This is a genomic window from Echinicola strongylocentroti (assembly GCF_003260975.1).
Lineage (GTDB): Bacteria > Bacteroidota > Bacteroidia > Cytophagales > Cyclobacteriaceae > Echinicola > Echinicola strongylocentroti.
The window spans coordinates 5,229,876-5,247,652 of the sequence record NZ_CP030041.1 but is presented as its reverse complement, the minus strand read 5'-3'; the positions used below and the strand labels follow the sequence as shown (position 1 = coordinate 5,247,652).

Here is a 17,777-nt window from a genome sequence, read left to right as displayed (position 1 = left end):
TTTTTCTTCCTAAATACACATAAAACAATCATCCAACAAAACCTTAACAATATCTCAAGTAAGTAACCAAACAATATTCTTTATAAAAAAAAAGTAACTTTTTTATAAAACAGGTCATCTCTACCAACGACAGGTTATCAAATACAGTGCCCTCTCACTGATTCAATATAATTTTTCTAACTTTATCCAAAATGGCCTTCCAACCTTAAATCATCACTCAAAAAATGGTTCATAGCTTCTACGAAAAACCCGAAAGCCAACAAAAAAAGTTGATATTTTTCGTGGCGCTTGCTGTGAGTATATTATTTGTGGGTACGCTCCTGATTGCTTTTATCACCGAGGTTTACTGGATCAGCCTCATTACTGCTCCCTTCATTATGATTGCGGCTCCCTTCATTGATACCCCGATGGGCAAAAAGAAAGGCAAACTCATCTATTATTCCCCCATGTTTATCACCGAAAGACAAGAAAACCATAAAATCATCTTTCATGGAGGGACACTTTTCGATTATTGTTTTGCCCTGGACTTTAGCCTTCCAGGCCCTCAGCGGACACGTGAAATACTGTCTGGATACCTAGAAGGACTGTTGAATTTTATAGAACAACACGAGAGTAGCAAAGAGGATGTGATGCTGGAAGGGACTTCTTATATCCTACAAGAAAATGCAGCAAAGAGATTGGGGTTTCGTTCAGTGCCTACCCAAGGCATCTATAGCATCATTTTAGTTGTCAACTACCCTACACTGATCATTGCTTATTCCATTTCAAAAAACAAATTGAGTCTACCAGACCTCAGAAAAATCAAAACCTATCGATCCTCAGTAAAAGAGCTAAGCAACAACAAACTGTACATTAAAGATCTCTATGAAAAGCTAGCAAAAAAATAAAAGCCCCGCTGTAGCGAGGCTCCTATCTTCCCACAAATTAACAACATTCAACTATCTTCATTTTATTCAGCTGGCTCTTCTTCGGAAAGCTTATAGCTTACACTCGATTTTTTCAGTAGTTGGATGACTACAGGCACTGCGGCCAGGAGCATCAGACTAAAACCACCCAAGAAAATATGGTAAGGATTTAGAAAGTAATTACCTGATGAAAACACGCCTAAGATCACCAAGGTACTGAAAGGTAGAGATACTGCCAGTATATTTAATCCCAGTGTCAAGTCAAACGTCTTGCTTCCGTTGCTATCTTTTTTCTCCAAAGCTGATACAGCCGACATATGTGCAAATGGCCAAAAGCTACAGGCACTCTGAGGAAACACTACAGCCAGCAAAATGGCTGCCTCATTGGGCAATGGAAGGAATGTCACCAGTAGCCCACTGATCAAAAATGTAATCCCTGACCTAAAGGCCAACAAAGCGACTATCATTTTGAGCTGCTCCCACTTAAGCACCGCTGCTACACCGATAAAGATCAAGATCAGCGGTGTCATCATGTTTTTCATCTGTAGTACTGCATCACTTAGAAAATACGGCAAGCTGTCCAACGTAAACCCAAAACTCAACAATATTATAGCCCCGATCATGACCATATTGATAGGTTCGTTCAGCATGGAGATCAAAAGACCTCTGACCTTCTGATTACCACTATGGTTCACCGACTGGTTTACTCTATAGTACCATTGCATGGCCAATAGATAGGTAAGAACTAGGACAAATACCTTATTGCCAATATCTGCCAAGGCCCCCCAAGCCAACGCTTCATCTCCCAAATACTCCACCAAAAACGGGAAGCAGGAAAGCCCCGGCGCCAGAGAGGGCAACAGCATTAACAGTGTCCGCATGGTCGGTGTGTCGTTTTCTATCCCATAAAGCGGAAGGACATATTTACCGACAACCAACATCAGCAAATTAAACACCAATGCCAGTATGGGCAAAAACAACAAATCCGGCTGGATCTGTATCTTAAGCAAGGCCACAAATATAATTGCCGGTAAGGCTATATTAAGGATAATGATCTTTAGCCCCTTTTTGTGTTCTTCCTTGTTTAATTTATTTTTAAGTAAAAAACCAATCGCTATTAATAGTAAAAGTGAAAGGGTTTTTTGTATAGCTATACTCATGATAGACTAGTTTATTATTAGGCAGTAACTTTTTTGAAGGCTTCTAGGAAAATCTCCATCTCGGGCATTGTCCCCATGCTTACACGGCACCAGGGCTTGTCCAAGAAGTTATAAGACCTTACTCCCACTCCTTCAGCAAACATGGATTTAAGGAACTGTTTCCCATCCATCTCAATAGGGAAAATCATAAAACTGGTGTTGGACGGAATGACATCATACCCCATGGCAGTCAATTCGCTAAAGACATAATCCCGGCACTCCTTGTTCATGGCTTTACACTCCTCAAGAAACTTGTTTTCCTGTACACTCACGATAGCTCCTTTCAGTGAGGTCACGGACAGCCCCATGGTACTGCGCACCATATCCGTGATGCTTCCGATTCTCTCTGGCTGGGCCACGATATAGCCGATTCTCAGCCCGGCCATGCCATGGATCTTGCTGAATGTCCTGGCCACGATCACATCATGTCCTTCGGCCACTAATCCGACCATGGTATTGTCCTCTGGCTTATCCATAAACTCCAAATATGCTTCATCCACAAAAATCGGGGTTTTGGCAGCTACAGACTTGCAGAATTTTTTCAATTTGCCCGCTTCTGTGATAGATCCTGTCGGGTTGTTTGGATTACAGATGTACACCAATTTGGTTTCGCTGTCTACGGCCTTGGCCATTCCATCCAGATCATGGGAAAAATCAGCCGTCAGTGGAATGGGCTTCCAAGTGGCACCGATCCTTCTGGACGTATTGATCAGCGACATATAGGAAGGATCTGCAGAAACAATATTCCCTCCTTCCAGAAAACGTACAATGGCGGTTTTTTCCAATAAGTCAGTGGAACCTGGCCCAAGCATAATATGGTCTTTGGTCACACCTTCTTTCTCAGCGATCATGTCGATCAAAGTAGCCGCATCGCCATGTGCATAACGGTTCCCTAAAGATACTGCCTCAGAAATGGTCGAAACCACTTTCTTTGACGGGCCATATGGGTTCTCATTGGCAAGCAGACGCGCCCTTAACGCTGGTGCACTGTCTTTATACATGGGGTCATGCTCCCATAATAAACTCTGGGGATTTATCGGAGCTACATGGGAGGAAACTCTTGAGCTACCTGACACCAAACTGGGTGCTAATCCTATTCCGCCTGCGGCCAATAAACTGGACTTGAGCCAAGCTCTTCTATTGATTTTTGTTGTCATGGTTGAAATGGTTAAGTATTTTGAAAATTGATGAATTCGATAACTAAACTTCCTACTAGTAATGGGCTTACTGTACAGTCAAAACCAGAACGAGGCTTCTGGTACTTTTGCATCAATTATTTCGGGCTTCTACTTATATGTCACCCAACCCAACAAAAACCTCCACACCAAGATAAATTTTAAACCTATTTTTAATAAAAAAACATCATAACCTAAAAACCATGGTAAAATAAACACTAAAAACCACCCAAACATCAACTTATGACCAGTATCAACAACGCATTACGAATGTAGCCACAGCAGAATAAAGCGATCTTGTATACTGAAAATGAGATGGCCTCGACTTAGCTGTTCGAGATTTGTAATCCCGAACCGGAATAATGGGGACTTAAAATCCCCCAAGGCCATTTGTGAAGAGCATAAACATCAATAAGGCATAGATTTTCGCCAACTTACACAAGTTAGCCGGACGACTATGTTAATATGGTAGCTATCAGATAGACCCAAAAACTAAAGCAAAGCGGCTGATTTTGTCAGCCGTACCGGATCAGGCCGCAATACTTGTGCACCGTGGCGGAGATCGGCTAATGCATATTTCGGGCAATGTCGTTTAGTTAAGGGCATTTCCTCCTTTTCATATACATAAAAGTCCTTTTTTTGATTGACTTTGGCTGGAGAAACCTAATCATCTTGGTGGATTTTATCCTTTTCCTTTTTTCCCCCGAAAGCCTTCGGGGCAGGCTATTGATGAAAAAAGAAAGAAAAAAATCTAGGCCGGTGGTCTGCCCTTTAAAATGGAACATGGATTTACCCTGCGACCGAGATCCGTCACCCATTTTAATTTCCACCCGATGGCTACGACCTAAAAGTGAGTGGGTCTCGCTGTTCCACGACGCGAGCTAACTCCCTTTCTTAACGGCCTCCACCATCGGCTGGAAAACAGGCATACCAAGGGCCGTCATATGGAAACAACACCTTTTTGGGACTTATTAACTGAATCCGCCTTGCAGGTATTGGGCGTTAAGAAATTAAAAAGTGGGCGGGCAAAAAGGCAGGCTTGTTTGACGAAATGCTGGCCAAAAAGAATGTTGGCTGCTAAAAAGGAGGAGTTTGCCTGCATGAGGGAAGGTTTTAATTTTAGGCCAATAGATGCACAGCGGCGGGGTTTTTTGGTTACTTTTTTGACCTGAAGCAAAAAAGTAACAAAGGTAAAGAGATGAAAACCACCTAGGAATTTAGCTAGAAAAATAACTGCCCAAGGAAAAAATATAGAACCCATATTTTCCAGATACACAGTAACTAAACGACATTGATATTCTGGGTTCAAATAAAAAAAACCTGAACAGCTGTACCGTCCAGGTTTTTGACCTATAGAATTACCCATTACTAATCACTAACTAATCTTTGATGCACATAGTTATTCAACTCTTACCGTGTGGTATTTTCTAAAAGCTATATTATCGTGCGTCCCAGCAAATTCCAGCCTCACCTGATCCCCACTGCCAGGAACCTCCAGCCCGAGTGCTGCCCAACTCACGCTTAAACCAGCCTCACCCCCTCCATCGGTCACCACAGTGGACACTTCTTCGGTCTGGTTGATAAAAACCGTAACTTCCAGATCACTCACTGGGATCGAATCAATCCCAACAGTATTATCCAGAATACCAGTCTTGTCCAGCTCCATGAATTTTGCCGTGACAGTCACCTCGCTATCAGACGGAAAAGCACCTCCATCTACCACCACCAATACCGGTGAGGCCACATTGGGAGTGGCCAATTCTACGGCATCTTCACATGAGAACAGCAAGGGCAGACACGCCAATAGCACTGCCCATATTTTATATGTTTTATTTTTCATGATTTCAGAATTTAGAATGTTATTAAACTGTGAACACTACCCTTTGGACATCACTCTGCCCACCAAAGTGGTACCCGCATATTGTCTTCCCCTCCCAGCAGCCTCAAGCCCTCGTCCAGTGCCGCTTTGTTTAGCGAGTATTCGGAAGTAGGGTATTCTAGCCTTGTTGGCAGCACTCCTTCATTATAGAATACTGCATCAGGATTGGGTGGTGGAAACACCGGATAGCCTGTTCTTCTGTACTCCGTCCACGCTTCTACTCCTTGACCAAATAAGGCCAGCCATTTTTGAGTCATGATGGTTTCCTTGTCCACCTCTCCTATCCGAGACATATAATCTGCTGGCATTTCCAAATCATGTTGGTCAAAAGAAGCGGCTATGGCCTCTTCCAATAATGCCGCAGGATCTCCGTCGATATCCCCATCCAATGCTGCTTCGGCTTCGATAAAAAGCAATTCGGCATAACTCATCAAAATACTCGGAGCGGTAGGGTCCAAGAACTTGGCCCCAATAGTACTGGCGGAATAGTTACCTGCAGCCGCATCCGTAAGCCCATTGGGAAGTCCTGCATAGGAACCATCTGCCAAAGGCTGTGCATATACGGTGATCCTTTCATCATCGAGTTCCAAGAGCATATTGATCAGCGTCTGGCTGATATTCCAGTCAGAACGGGTAGAGAACACATCAAACATCTTGTTCCTGCTGCCGATTACATCTACATGAATCAGCTGGGCAAAATCTCCATTGCTTGTAAAAACAGGATAAGTAGCAGGGTCTCCCAGGATTTCAGCCATCACTGATTGAGATTCAGCTGGTTTCTGGGCTGCTTGGTGGTTGGCCAGTTTCAGGCGTAGGGAGTTCGCAAACTTCTTCCAGCGCATGACATCTCCATCGAATAGAATATCCCCCGAAATAGCAGGGCCATCGGTACTGAGGCTTTCATTGGCCAGTCTCAAATCCTCTATCAATCCAGCATAGATCTCCTCCATAGAATCATACTTGGGTGAGTTGATGGGGTCTTCGGCTGTTCCTTTGAGCGCCTCAGAGTAAGGAATCGGGCCAAAAACATCCGTCATATAGGAAAACGTAAATGCCTTCATCACCAAAGCCACACCGTAATAATTGCTGTTTTCGAATTCACTTCCTGGTCCGGACAGACGCTGAACACTTTCGAAATTCACCAATGCATCATTGTAGAGTGCATCCCAGGTTCCTGAGGACACCGTAAGTGGTATCTCATAGCTATCTCCTTCGACATTGATATAGATATTTCTGGCCAAGTGCTGCATCCAGCACATCGCCGCGTCGATATTCAATCGCTCAAATCGCGTACTGTGTCCCCAATAACGGTCCACCGACACTTGAATGGCATTGGGCAATAATAAGGCCGGCGATATACTCGTCGGGTTGTTCGGATCCACATTCATCTCTTCAAAATCTCCAGTACAGCTATTCAGTATCAGACCAGCTGCAGGAATCATGAAAAGGGCATATAATTTTGTTAGACTTTTCTTCATAGCACGTTTTTTTTAAGGGGTTACACAGGATCAAAAAGTGACGTTGAGGTTAAAACCTACACTTCTGGTAGAAGGCTGCTCACCATAGGAAAACCCTTGGGCATTGCCACCTTTCATATCCACCTGAGGATCCATGTGGGGGTGATTTTTGAACAGAATAGCCAAGTTCCGACCCACAGCAGATAGCTTCATGGACTGGATGAAATTATTACCTAGGAAGTTTTTAGGAAAAGAATATCCCAAGGTAAGCTCCCTCAATTTTACATAGCTTCCATCAAAGATCCCTGCCTCGTGATAGGTCCTGGGGTTTTGGGCATTCCAGAAAGTCCCCGCATCCACAATTACGTCATTCTGAACATACACGGGAGATTCTTCTGTGCCTACGTTCATCACTCCTGCACCGATCACTCCTTCTTCCCTGCCTATGGCAGTTTCGGCATATTGTCCGGTCTTACGTGCCAGACCAGTACCTACATCAAACAAGTCACCACCCATTCGAATATCTATCAACGCACCTAATGACCAGTTTCTATAGGTGAAGTTATTGGAAAATCCGCCCATCCAATCCGGCTGGATGTTTCCCAAGGCATAGGTTCCGGCCTCCAATTGGGGAAGACCATCACTGTATACGATTTCACCTTCTGGCGACCTTAGGTACCTTCTTCCATACAATGTTCCGTAAGGCTGTCCCACCCTTGCTTCCGACGTCAAACTGTTTTGGCTTGCCAAGGTGTAGTTTTCCAACCCTTCCGCCAGTTCTACGACTAAGTTGCGGTTTCTCGAAAAGTTAAAGGACATGTCCCAAGTCAAGCCTGCCTCCGATTTGATCGGTGTGCCATACACCATCAATTCGACGCCCTTGTTGGTGATCTCTCCGGCATTGAGTACTTGGCTGGCGTATCCTGATGAGCTAGAGATCGCTACTGCCAATATCTGATTTGTTGTCGACTGGTGATAATAGGTGAAGTCCACCCCAATTCGCCCTTCCAAGAACCTCATATCCAGCCCTATTTCCTTACCAGTAGTGATCTCTGGCTTTAGGTTGACATTGGCTATTTCACTGGAGTTGGCATAAGTAGGTGTAGTCCCCGCCCAAAGTCCTTCAGAGTTGTACACTTGACTGAGCATATAAGGACTGGCATCGCTACCCACCTGCGCCCAGCTCGCCCGGAGCTTCGCAAATGAAAGCACCCGGCTCTGCACATTGAAAATATCAGCCACCACTGCACTGAGGGCCACTGAAGGGTAAAAGAAGGAGTTGTTATCCACTGGCAAGGTACTGGACCAATCATTCCTCCCCGTCACATCAAGAAATAGGTAGTTATTAAAACCGAATGTGGCAGAACCAAACAAACTGTTCACTTCCTGCTTGCGAATGGTACTTTCTGGCGTGACGGGGCTGGCATAATTGCTCAGGTTATATAATCCATCGATGGTCAATTCCGTCACGTCCACATAATTTCGCTTATAATAATTTGTCCTGTTGATCCCCCCCATTTGGGCCTTGAGTGAAAAAGCATTGGAAAATTCCTTGTCGTAGGTAAAGATAAAGTCGCTGTTGGTTTCTTGACTTCTGAGCACTGTTTCAGTATAAGACCCTTTTGTGGTGACAAAGTTCTTGGTCCGCTCCACTCCTGTTACGTTCAGCCTTGTATCCGTCCAGAAGTCTGTACCTGAACGGACCATCAAGCTGAGTTCGTCGTTAAATTGGTAATTCACCGCAATATTTCCGACCATGCGGTCCTTTTCATTGGCATTGGTGTAATATTCCTGTAAGAAATAAGGGTTAGAAAAATACTCATGTTGCCAGTTGGCATAGGGATAATCATCACCTTCTCGGAAGGTTTCCCGCTGGATGCCATAATAATCCCTCCAGTTAAATAGTTTAGTAAAATCAGTATGGCGGTGGGACCAAATAAAGTCCGAGCTACTGGAAAACCTCCTATTATCAGAACCTGATTTGATATACTCAGCACTGATGGTCACGTTCAGCTTATCGGTAAAGTTGTATCCCGTGTTCAGCTTGAAGTTGTTTCTGTAGTAATCGTTGTTCCACATGATACTTTTCTGATCCAAACGACCGACAGAAAGCCGAAAATTACCCTTATCATTGCCACCCGAAATGGCAATATTATTGGATACCGTTTTTCCAGTTTCCCAGAAATCCTCCCAGTTGTCTGGCTGAGGAGTAAGCGGGACCAGTTCAGGCGCTGAATACCAAAGAGGCACTAAACTTCCGTCCATGGGCGCACCCCAGCTTTCATCAACTCCCGCAGTACCCCTGACACCTTGCTCATCGAAGCCATTTCGTCCATCCACATAGTAAGTCCTGTAACCTGAACCACCTCCATAGGTATTCTGGAAATCAGGCTTGACCAATGGGTTGTCAAATGTCATGTTTGAGTTGATCGAAACACCGATGCCCTTGGTCCCACTACCATCTTTGGTAGTAACCATGATCACACCGTTTGCAGCCCTCGATCCATAGAGGGCTGCAGCGGTGGCTCCTTTGAGCACGTTCATCTCCTTGATATTATCTGGGTTGATTTCTGAAAGGCCATTGCCATAAGTACGGGAAGAAGTCTGGTCCAACGGAACCCCATCCACCACCACGAGCGGCTGGTTATTCCCTGCCACTGAGGATGAACCCCGGATAATCACCTGGGATCCACTTCCCGGCATGGAGTTACTGTTGATCTGAACACCAGCGACCCTTCCTGATAAGCTATTGACCACATTGGGGTTTTGCGCTTCAGTGATCTCATTGCCCTTAACACTTTGCACTGCATAGCCAAGAGCTTTCTTATCACGTTCGAGCCCAAAGGCCGTTACAACTACTTCATTAAGCGCCATGGTACTGGAGCTCATCACGATGGTCATACTGCTCTCAGAGCCTATCGTCACCTCCTTGCTCTCAAACCCTATAAATGACACCACCAGAATCGCTTCATCAGGTGCATCTACTTCAAGTGAGAATTTACCGTCAAGGTCTGTTACACTCCCCACCATAGTACCTTTCACAAGCACACTGGCTCCAGGGATAGGAAGGCCTTCCTCATCCACTACCACGCCCGTAATTTCTTCCAACAAGGCTTCATCCTTTTGGGCTACGGTGGCAGACAGTGTTTCCTTTGGCTTGGGTACGTTCTCTTCTTTCACGACGACGTAAAAACTCCCCACACCTTGACGATAGTTCAACCCTGAATCTTTAAGTAACTTCGAAAGGTTTTCGTCAATGGTAAGGTCACGATTCGGGGCGAATTCCGTTGACCATTTCTGGTCGGCTAGGTCTGAGGGATAAGCGATAGAAACCTTGTAGATGGTTTCCAGCTTTCGCAGGACTTCTGGCAGTGAAGGTTCTCTGGAGATCGAGTATCGATCAGGAACCTGTGCAAACTCAGCCAACAGCTGTGCTTTGGTCTCTTCTACGGCCATACAGGCAACCAAAAGCACGACTAGGCGCTTTGTAAAGGTGTTTAGCATAGGTATTTGGTTAATGGTTAAAGTGGTTAAACTTTCGCTATTTTGGGCATAAAATTGCTAGTGACAATTTTTGCTAAACAAGCCTTACCAAACCCCACACACGTGTATTCGTTATTTTTAAATAAGGCAATATCCTTCCAGGGTAAGTTTTTGCATAACTTTCCATCCTCCCCGATCAATCGGGACATTCCCTTAAGTATTCTAATTTTCGACCTATCTACTAGGCCACTTGAAGTGCACTTACTCTTTAGTTGTTATGGCTATCTCCACATCAAATAGCTGCTCCAGGTTTTTGATGAGGATAGCCGGATCCCTGGTAAGCGGTAAAGTTCCGGACACTTTATGCGCTCTCCAGCTAGCGGTATCCATTGAGACCCTTAAGCCATAGGTACCTTTTATCTTTTGGATGATTTCGGGCAATGTTGAGTAATCCAATATCAACTTACCTTCTTTCCATGCGTAATAACTTTCCAGATTTGTAGGCGTATTGATCTCCACCTCCTTGTTTCGGTGATCATATACGGCCAACTCTCCAGGCTTTAGGAAGTGATAATTCCGCTTTTCTTCTACTTCTTTTGGCAAGGTGACCTTCACACTCCCCGACTGTAGGGCAACGGCATTGACTCCTTCCCTTACACTATAGTTAAAGGCTGTACCAAACACCTCTATCCCCATCCCTAGACCTTCATTGATCGTAAACCGACGATCATCAATCGTATGGACTACATCAAAAAAAGCCTCTCCTTTCAAGTTCACTTTCCTACCAAATCCACCAAACCATCCCTTTTCATAGCTCAGTTGGGAGTTGCCGTTTAAGGTGACCTCCGTGCTGTCTGGCAACTTAAGGATCAACACCTCTCCAAGGTCTGTTCGATAAATCACCGGCTTGGCATGCTGTCGGTAGAACACAAAACCCACTACTAAGATCAGTACAAGAGTAGCTGCCATCACCAGCACTTTGGACAAGCCTCCTCTCGCTTTTTCTTCTTTTACTGACCTTCTTCCGAAAGTCTCCTCTTTGATCTTTCCCAACATCCTACTCTTCAATTCCCACTCCTCTTCTTTCCTCATCCCATCGGTAGCACCCTCCTGATCATCAAAGTCCTCAAACCATCGGTCCAAGTCCTCTTGCTCTTCAGGGCTAATTTCTCCCGACAAAAACTTATCCAGTAGTTTATTGATCTCCTCTCGGTTCATTTTTAATGCTTTTCTATATTTAAGTCAACTTCCTACTACCTAACCTCCATCTTTAAATATAAAAAAGCTAAAAAATATTCGATTATCTTTTAATACAGACAAAAAACACAGAACATCTCTAAGGTTTTCTCAATAAACCTTCCCAGCTACCTCTTTTTGCCCCTCCATCTGAAACCTACCTGAGACTGAACCCCCTCAGGTTTTCCCTTAAAATTTTAAGCGCCTTGATCATGTGTTTTTCTACAGTACTTACAGAAATACCCATTTCCTGGGATATTTCTACATAGCTCATTCCATCTGAATTTTTAAGTTCGTACACCCGCTTTGCCTGAGTCGGCAAATTGGAGATCTCCTGCTTATAAGCGTCATCCAGTTCTTTATAAAAAATCTTCTCTTCAACTTCACTTCCAAAATTGGATTTTCTTGACGTCACAAAGGCCACATACTTCTCCTTGACCATTTGGGACTTCATTTGGTTGATGACTTTATACTTGAGGGCTGTGAACAGATATGCACCTAGGGAAGTGTGAACCATCAGCACCTCGCGTTTTTGCCACATCTCCACAAACACCTCTTGCACCAGTCCCTCCACAATTTCTTTCTTCTGGAGCCGTTTATAACCACTATTGAACAACTGCTTCCAATATTTGTCATAAACCTCCACAAAGGCCATTTCATTCCCTTTTCTGATCTGTTCCAGTAATCTCGTTTCGATTTCTTTCATGGGTGGTAGGGGGATTAGTTTGACACTATTTTCTTACGGCCTTATACCGATCTATGGGTGAAGACGAATCAATAACAATGAATAAAAACAACCATTATTGATCAACTTTACGTTAAAGTATAAAAATTAGGTTTAAATTAAAACTGTATTTATTAAATTTTTAAAAATCAATTAAAAAACTGGTTAAAAAAACAACCACTTTAAACAATAATTACAAAACTTACCCTCAAAGGATCTAAAGCATAAAAATCCAACTACTTACAATTTTGACTCACTATAGCTCCAGCAGTAGCATCCCATTTATTCCTTCCGGCTCGTTTTCATAAATCACCACCTTTACTTTTCTGCTAATTTTCGCCTCCGCCTTTTCGATGAGAAACGCGAGATATTCCTTATTGATCTCCCTTCCCACCAATACCAGTTCGATTACCCCACTGTCAATGCCCTTAGCGTAATCGCCCACAACGATCGCTTTCTCTACATTTCCCAGCTTATCTATCACCACTTCTACCAGCCGGTCCAGCCCAAGGTATTTGGCCACGAGATTTTTCATTTCTTGAAATAGCGGGTGCTTTTTATTGGCAGAATACGACTTGGTGTTCCCCTCATGCTCAGAAACCAAAATCCCTGCCTCGGATAATCTGTTCAACTCTACCCTTACGGAATTGGTAGATTCGTTAAACTCCTCCGCCAATCCACGCAAATACCCTTTATTGGCTTCGTGGGCAAAAAATTTGATCAGCAGTTTTACCCTGGTCTTGGATGTAATCAATATATCTAGCATGAAAATTTCTCAAATGAATCAATAAAAGCAGTGATATGCGAGTAACAAATTTACTCGTTAAAATTTAAAATGCAATCATGGCATTGCCCTAATGGACAGTGCCAAAGCTGCTGGCTGTAGAATTGAAAAATTGGAAGATTTGTATATTGAAAAATTCAATTTCAGTCAAATCACCTATATAGTATAGAGGAACTTTAAAAAGCAGGCCGAAGCCTGCTTTTAGAAACATTCATTTTCCCAACACAATACTTGAGTATGCAGGGAGCGCTATTTTCGTTCCTTTTATCTTCACACCTTTCAACGCATACACTTTCTGACCAAAACCCTCTGGCATCGAAACTTCCACCTGTTTACTACCCAGGTTATGGAAAACGAACAATTCCTGCCCCTCCGCTTTTCTACGATAAGCCATTACTGCCTTCGGATAGGTTGCCTTTGGCAGTTCCAGACTTCCTATCGCCAATGCCGGATATGAACTTCTCAACTGGATCACCTCTTTATAATGGTTAAAATAACTATCAGCATCTTTTCGCTGGACAGCCAGAGGGGTCACCGTACTATCAGTCGAAAATTTAGGCGTTATCCATGTTGCTCGCCCAGCATCTTTATTGGCCACATCCCACAGGAATGGTTCACGGATATTCGGATCTGGTTTTTTGCCCAACATGCCGATTTCTTCACCATAATATATATATGGTGCTCCAGGCATGGTCATCAGTATCGCTATTGCCTGCTTGAGTTTAGCCTTACTCTTGCCCAATTCATTGAGCAGGCGGGGCTGGTCGTGATTGGAAGAGATTGTGGCGTCGATAAAATCATCGGTAATTCCATTATAGAATGTCAGGATATCATGTTGCTTTTTGGCCAAGAGCATCCCATCCTGTTTCTTATAAGCCTCCAAAAGGGTATAGTGAAAATCAAAATTGAACAAGGCCCTCAATCCCGTGAGGTAAGGTGCGACGACCTCCTTCATGTCGTAAACCTCTCCTACCAAGTACACGTCAGGTTTGATTTTCTCCATTTCAGCCCTGAATTCCTCCCAAAAAGCATGATTGTCAGCTGCCCTGTCATCAGGATAAATATGCTTGGCTGCATCTAAGCGGAACCCATCTACTCCTACTTCTTCCAGCCAATAACGGCCAATCTCATAAATCTCTTCCCTCACCTTGGGATTATCGAAATTGAGATCGGGCATATCTCCGGTAAAAAAACCATAATAATAATCTTCTCCCTGCCCCGGATCATGCCACTGGCGGATATTATCGCTGTCCAGCGTCACCACTTTTTTGTCCAGATAATCTTGGATGGTGTCGTATTTTGCCCAGACATAGTAGTCCCTGTATGGATTATCCCTGCCCTTCTTCGCTTCTATAAACCAGGGATGTTCGTCACTGGTGTGGTTAATGATCATATCGATCACCACTTTGATATCCCGCTTATGCGCCTCACCGAGCATCTTCTTGAAATCCTCCATGGTACCATAGTCAGGATGGATTCCTTTATAATCGGTCACATCATATTTATGATAGGAAGGGGATGGCATCAGCGGCATAAACCAAATGGCATTGGCACCAAGTTCATGGACATAATCCAGCTTCGTGGTGACGCCATTGAGATCACCAATCCCATCTCCATCGGTATCATAAAACGACTGGATAAAAATCTCGTACGTCACGCCAGCTTCTGGCCAATAGTTTTTTACTTCCATTTCTTCGTCGGTGACTTGGTTACAGCCAAAGGCCATTCCAATTAGCCCACAATAGGTAAACAATTTCAATAGGTTTTGCATCTTTTCAAATAGGTTATTGTGTTATCATGATTATCCGCAATGGCACCAGTAATCATAGTAGTTGGTTCTCTCAGAAACCACTGAAATCTCAGAAAAGCCTTATGTCATTCTGGGTATTCTGTGCGTTCGGTGAGACATAAAATCCACTGGCAAGAAAGCGTATAATCAAATTGTGTTATTAAGTTATTTTCTTTTTAAAAGACACTACAAGAAGGGACAGGTAGCTTTGGCATCCCAGCGGGCAATTCCCCTACAACAGCCTCCACATCGACACATTCAACCCGGAATATGCATTAGCCTATCTATTGCGACCTTAAACTGCTTCAAAATCAGCCGTTTCACTTTAGTTTTCGGCATAACCGTAGCGGTGCTACGCTAATGCCTCCAAACTAACTGATTTTCTTGCAATTTCAGCTCTCACTACGATTCCTAACGCATAATCCGGGTTAAACCAGCTGAGCAAACACCCTATTGATCTAAATTTTGGGCATAAAAAAACCGCCTCAGAAGTTTTTTAACTACTTAGCCTTGGCAGTTTCATGAAGAAACACCTTGGAAAATATCGTTAAAATCAACTCCTGAGACGGCCTAAGAAGCCATTACCGTTAACCATCAATGGCAAACGGCCGATGGAATTTAGTTTCTGTTCACCGCATTGAGCATGTCAAAAGCTACTTCAAGACGTTTTACGAAGTTTTCTTCGCCTTTTCTTAGCCATACTCTTGGGTCGTAGTTTTTCTTATTAGGCTTATCAGCGCCCTCAGGGTTTCCAAGCTGAGTTTGAAGGTAACCTTCTTTCTCCTTGTAGTATTTCAAAACACCTTCCCAGAATGCCCATTGCATATCGGTATCGATGTTCATTTTGATAGAGCCATATCCAGTAGCCTCTCTGATCTCTTCCACAGAAGATCCAGAACCGCCATGGAAAACAAAGCTTACTGGCTTACCGGATAGCCCGAATTTCTCACAGATATAATCTTGGGAGTTTTTCAAGATTTTTGGCTGCAAGCTTACATTTCCTGGCTTGTACACACCGTGCACGTTACCAAATGCCGCTGCAATGGTAAACAGCTCACTCTGCTCTTTCAGTTTCTCATAAGCATAAGCCACTTCTTCTGGCTGCGTATACAGCTTGGAGCTATCGATGTCGGTATTGTCCACACCGTCTTCTTCACCACCAGTCACTCCTAGTTCGATTTCAAGGGCCATTTCCAGCTTCTTGAATTCAGCAAGGTATTTCACCGATGTTTCGATGTTCTCTTCGATAGACTCTTCAGAAAGATCCAACATATGAGAACTGAAAAGTGGCTTCTTGAAGGCAGCATAATGCTCCTTACCAGCTTCCAGCATACCGTCCACCCATGGGATCAGCTTTTTGGCAGCGTGGTCCGTATGAAGGATCACAGGCACACCATAAGCTTCAGCCATTTTATGTACGTGCATAGCACCAGACACCGCTCCAGCAATAGAAGCTTGTTGTTTATCATTCGCCAGCCCTTTTCCAGCGTAGAACTGAGCGCCACCATTGGAAAACTGCACGATTACAGGAGAATTTACTTTCTTGGCTGTCTCCAACACTGCATTGGCAGTACTGGTGTTGATCACATTGACAGCCGGTAAAGCAAATTCACTCTCCTTGGCATACTCCAATAGGTCTTTCAATTCTTCACCGAACTTTATTCCTGGTTTGAATTTCATAATTGAATGGTTTAATGGTTTGATTACTTTTTGATAAAATGCTTTCACGCTACTGATCATTGTCAGTAAGCTCAAAGATATAAAGACCTAGTCTAATATCCTTTAATTGAAAGACTAAATGTTATCATTTTGGCAATTTCTCCTTTCAAACCATACCTAATTCCGCGAAAGACACTGTCTTTTCCCCGAATTCAATATTCCAAAGCATTTAGCTAACTATTACCGGAAGTCGGATCCACTTAGGTGTACATTCTCGACTAGTTTTGACCGGATCAGTTGTTTGTTTTCATTTTTACATATGACTGAAACTTATCAAAAGGCTCTCGGTGAACCTTCACGGAAACAGCCATGGTAACTCCCCCACTCTGGGGATCGCAAATTGCCATTTGTCTCATATCTCAAGTCTCACATCTCAGATCGCACTTAATTCTTCACAAGCGTATAGGACACTTCACCGGGAACCTTAAAATCAAGGGTTATGGTATAATTTCCCGCTTCCTCGACAGGGATATCAGCACCACCAGGCTCCAAAACGCCGTCCAGGTCATCATCGCCGTAATTATGATCCCAAGCATCATTTGCGCGAAACTTCATCACTCCAGTGCCCAAGTCGGCCGTAACGGTAAGCAGGTTTTCGTCGGCATCAAACGCCATTGGTGTGGACGCATCCCAGCCACTAGGGGTAGCATCACCAATAATCCCCCAATACAAGGGCTCCCCGAGTGTATAGGTTTTGGCAGTCAGATCCACGGTCAGCTTAAATGTGCCCACCCCATCGGCAATGATATTTTCACCATTTTCCTCCAACGTACCATCGCCACCATCATCGCCATAGTTCACATCCCAATTGGGGCCTTCATTGACTTTGAATTCTCCAGAATCTCCCAATACATGGATAAAGCCTTCATACACATTATCGGATTCCACAGAATAAATGACCGTATTTTCGTTAGCGGGATCCCAGCCTTGGTATCCCCCCGGAAGGTAAAGCCTAGGGTACTCCAAAGCCACCTCATAAGGTGTCACGAGCATATCGATCACCTCCGAAAACTCGTCTGCTACCGCACTGTTAATGGTTGATTTTATTCGAAGCACTATGGCAGATTCTTCACCTGGCACGAGTCCTTTGGCCAATAGTTTCTGATTAAACGCCGCATAGGTCACCAGCATCTCAGACGATGTGGATGTGGCCACCTCCAATGGTGCTGCAAATTCATTGCCCTGCAAATCCAATTGCGCAGTATAAGTGGCTGCTGCTGAGAAGCCATAATCCGCCTTTTCATAAACAACAACCAGCTCCTTTTCCGCTTCTTCGGCCATTAGCACAAGCGAAGAACCGGATGCAGGACTCATTAAAACTGGCGCGGTAGGGTCACTATTGATCACTGGGTCCAAATCTTCCGAACAAGACGCTGCCAAAATCAGCGGCAATGCGCCCAATATATATTTCGTTAATCTCTTCATCT

The 17,777-nt window shown here is 43.9% G+C and carries 13 protein-coding genes; 1 reads left to right on the top strand and 12 read right to left on the bottom strand.

Translation table 11 applies throughout. From position 1 onward, the window contains the following. The first annotated feature begins 224 nt into the window (after nucleotides 1-224). Nucleotides 225-887: a hypothetical protein gene (locus DN752_RS20630; protein ID WP_112785725.1), complete on the top strand. Its 663-nt coding sequence runs from the start codon at nucleotides 225-227 to the stop codon at nucleotides 885-887. Between the two features lie 62 nt (nucleotides 888-949). On the opposite strand, the gene DN752_RS20625 is transcribed toward DN752_RS20630, so the two are convergent. From DN752_RS20625 to DN752_RS20565, 12 genes are all read right to left on the bottom strand, one after another. Then, nucleotides 950-2,065, bottom strand: a complete 1,116-nt coding sequence (locus DN752_RS20625) for an AEC family transporter (RefSeq protein ID WP_112785724.1) — start codon at nucleotides 2,063-2,065, stop codon at nucleotides 950-952. A gap of 17 nt (nucleotides 2,066-2,082) precedes the next feature. Next, the gene (locus DN752_RS20620) at nucleotides 2,083-3,261 is read right to left on the bottom strand and encodes a pyridoxal phosphate-dependent aminotransferase (protein WP_112785723.1); all 1,179 of its coding nucleotides are present in this window, start codon (nucleotides 3,259-3,261) and stop codon (nucleotides 2,083-2,085) included. Between the two features lie 958 nt (nucleotides 3,262-4,219). Further along, nucleotides 4,220-4,645 (bottom strand): hypothetical protein, encoded by a 426-nt coding sequence (locus DN752_RS20610; RefSeq protein WP_162633294.1) that lies wholly within the window; start codon nucleotides 4,643-4,645, stop codon nucleotides 4,220-4,222. Nucleotides 4,646-4,678: 33 nt separating this feature from the next. Then, nucleotides 4,679-5,119 carry a hypothetical protein gene (locus tag DN752_RS20605; RefSeq protein ID WP_112785720.1) on the bottom strand — a complete coding sequence of 147 codons (441 nt, stop codon included), beginning with the start codon at nucleotides 5,117-5,119 and terminating at the stop codon, nucleotides 4,679-4,681. 50 nt (nucleotides 5,120-5,169) lie between these two features. Next, the gene (locus tag DN752_RS20600; protein WP_112785719.1) at nucleotides 5,170-6,636 is read right to left on the bottom strand and encodes a SusD/RagB family nutrient-binding outer membrane lipoprotein; all 1,467 of its coding nucleotides are present in this window, start codon (nucleotides 6,634-6,636) and stop codon (nucleotides 5,170-5,172) included. Nucleotides 6,637-6,666: 30 nt separating this feature from the next. Next, nucleotides 6,667-10,119 carry a SusC/RagA family TonB-linked outer membrane protein gene (locus DN752_RS20595; protein WP_112785718.1) on the bottom strand — a complete coding sequence of 1,151 codons (3,453 nt, stop codon included), beginning with the start codon at nucleotides 10,117-10,119 and terminating at the stop codon, nucleotides 6,667-6,669. A 240-nt stretch (nucleotides 10,120-10,359) separates the two neighbouring features. Continuing rightward, nucleotides 10,360-11,316 carry a FecR family protein gene (locus DN752_RS20590; RefSeq protein WP_112785717.1) on the bottom strand — a complete coding sequence of 319 codons (957 nt, stop codon included), beginning with the start codon at nucleotides 11,314-11,316 and terminating at the stop codon, nucleotides 10,360-10,362. A 175-nt stretch (nucleotides 11,317-11,491) separates the two neighbouring features. After that, entirely contained in the window at nucleotides 11,492-12,040 is a 549-nt protein-coding gene (locus DN752_RS20585) for an RNA polymerase sigma factor (protein ID WP_112785716.1), read from the bottom strand. 274 nt (nucleotides 12,041-12,314) lie between these two features. Then, on the bottom strand, nucleotides 12,315-12,824 hold the full coding sequence (locus DN752_RS20580; protein ID WP_112785715.1) for a helix-turn-helix domain-containing protein: 510 nt from the start codon (nucleotides 12,822-12,824) through the stop codon (nucleotides 12,315-12,317). A 229-nt stretch (nucleotides 12,825-13,053) separates the two neighbouring features. Further along, nucleotides 13,054-14,613 carry an alpha-amylase family glycosyl hydrolase gene (locus DN752_RS20575; protein WP_112785714.1) on the bottom strand — a complete coding sequence of 520 codons (1,560 nt, stop codon included), beginning with the start codon at nucleotides 14,611-14,613 and terminating at the stop codon, nucleotides 13,054-13,056. Nucleotides 14,614-15,249: 636 nt separating this feature from the next. Next, entirely contained in the window at nucleotides 15,250-16,311 is a 1,062-nt protein-coding gene (fbaA, locus tag DN752_RS20570) for a class II fructose-bisphosphate aldolase (protein ID WP_112786640.1), read from the bottom strand. Between the two features lie 423 nt (nucleotides 16,312-16,734). Beyond that, on the bottom strand, nucleotides 16,735-17,775 hold the full coding sequence (locus DN752_RS20565) for a SusE domain-containing protein (protein ID WP_112785713.1): 1,041 nt from the start codon (nucleotides 17,773-17,775) through the stop codon (nucleotides 16,735-16,737). Nucleotides 17,776-17,777 lie beyond the last annotated feature (2 nt).

Bases quoted from the DNA above. Each gene is read 5' to 3' on its own strand.
- DN752_RS20565 (WP_112785713.1), bottom strand. From the start codon at position 17,775: ATGAAGAGATTAACGAAATATATATTGGGCGCATTGCCGCTGATTTTG.
- DN752_RS20585 (WP_112785716.1), bottom strand. From the start codon at position 12,040: ATGAAAGAAATCGAAACGAGATTACTGGAACAGATCAGAAAAGGGAAT.
- DN752_RS20580 (WP_112785715.1), bottom strand. From the start codon at position 12,824: ATGCTAGATATATTGATTACATCCAAGACCAGGGTAAAACTGCTGATC.
- DN752_RS20620 (WP_112785723.1), bottom strand. From the start codon at position 3,261: ATGACAACAAAAATCAATAGAAGAGCTTGGCTCAAGTCCAGTTTATTG.
- DN752_RS20600 (WP_112785719.1), bottom strand. From the start codon at position 6,636: ATGAAGAAAAGTCTAACAAAATTATATGCCCTTTTCATGATTCCTGCA.
- DN752_RS20595 (WP_112785718.1), bottom strand. From the start codon at position 10,119: ATGCTAAACACCTTTACAAAGCGCCTAGTCGTGCTTTTGGTTGCCTGT.
- DN752_RS20630 (WP_112785725.1), top strand. From the start codon at position 225: ATGGTTCATAGCTTCTACGAAAAACCCGAAAGCCAACAAAAAAAGTTG.
- DN752_RS20590 (WP_112785717.1), bottom strand. From the start codon at position 11,316: ATGAACCGAGAGGAGATCAATAAACTACTGGATAAGTTTTTGTCGGGA.
- DN752_RS20605 (WP_112785720.1), bottom strand. From the start codon at position 5,119: ATGAAAAATAAAACATATAAAATATGGGCAGTGCTATTGGCGTGTCTG.
- DN752_RS20575 (WP_112785714.1), bottom strand. From the start codon at position 14,613: ATGCAAAACCTATTGAAATTGTTTACCTATTGTGGGCTAATTGGAATG.
- DN752_RS20625 (WP_112785724.1), bottom strand. From the start codon at position 2,065: ATGAGTATAGCTATACAAAAAACCCTTTCACTTTTACTATTAATAGCG.
- fbaA (WP_112786640.1), bottom strand. From the start codon at position 16,311: ATGAAATTCAAACCAGGAATAAAGTTCGGTGAAGAATTGAAAGACCTA.
- DN752_RS20610 (WP_162633294.1), bottom strand. From the start codon at position 4,645: ATGGGTAATTCTATAGGTCAAAAACCTGGACGGTACAGCTGTTCAGGT.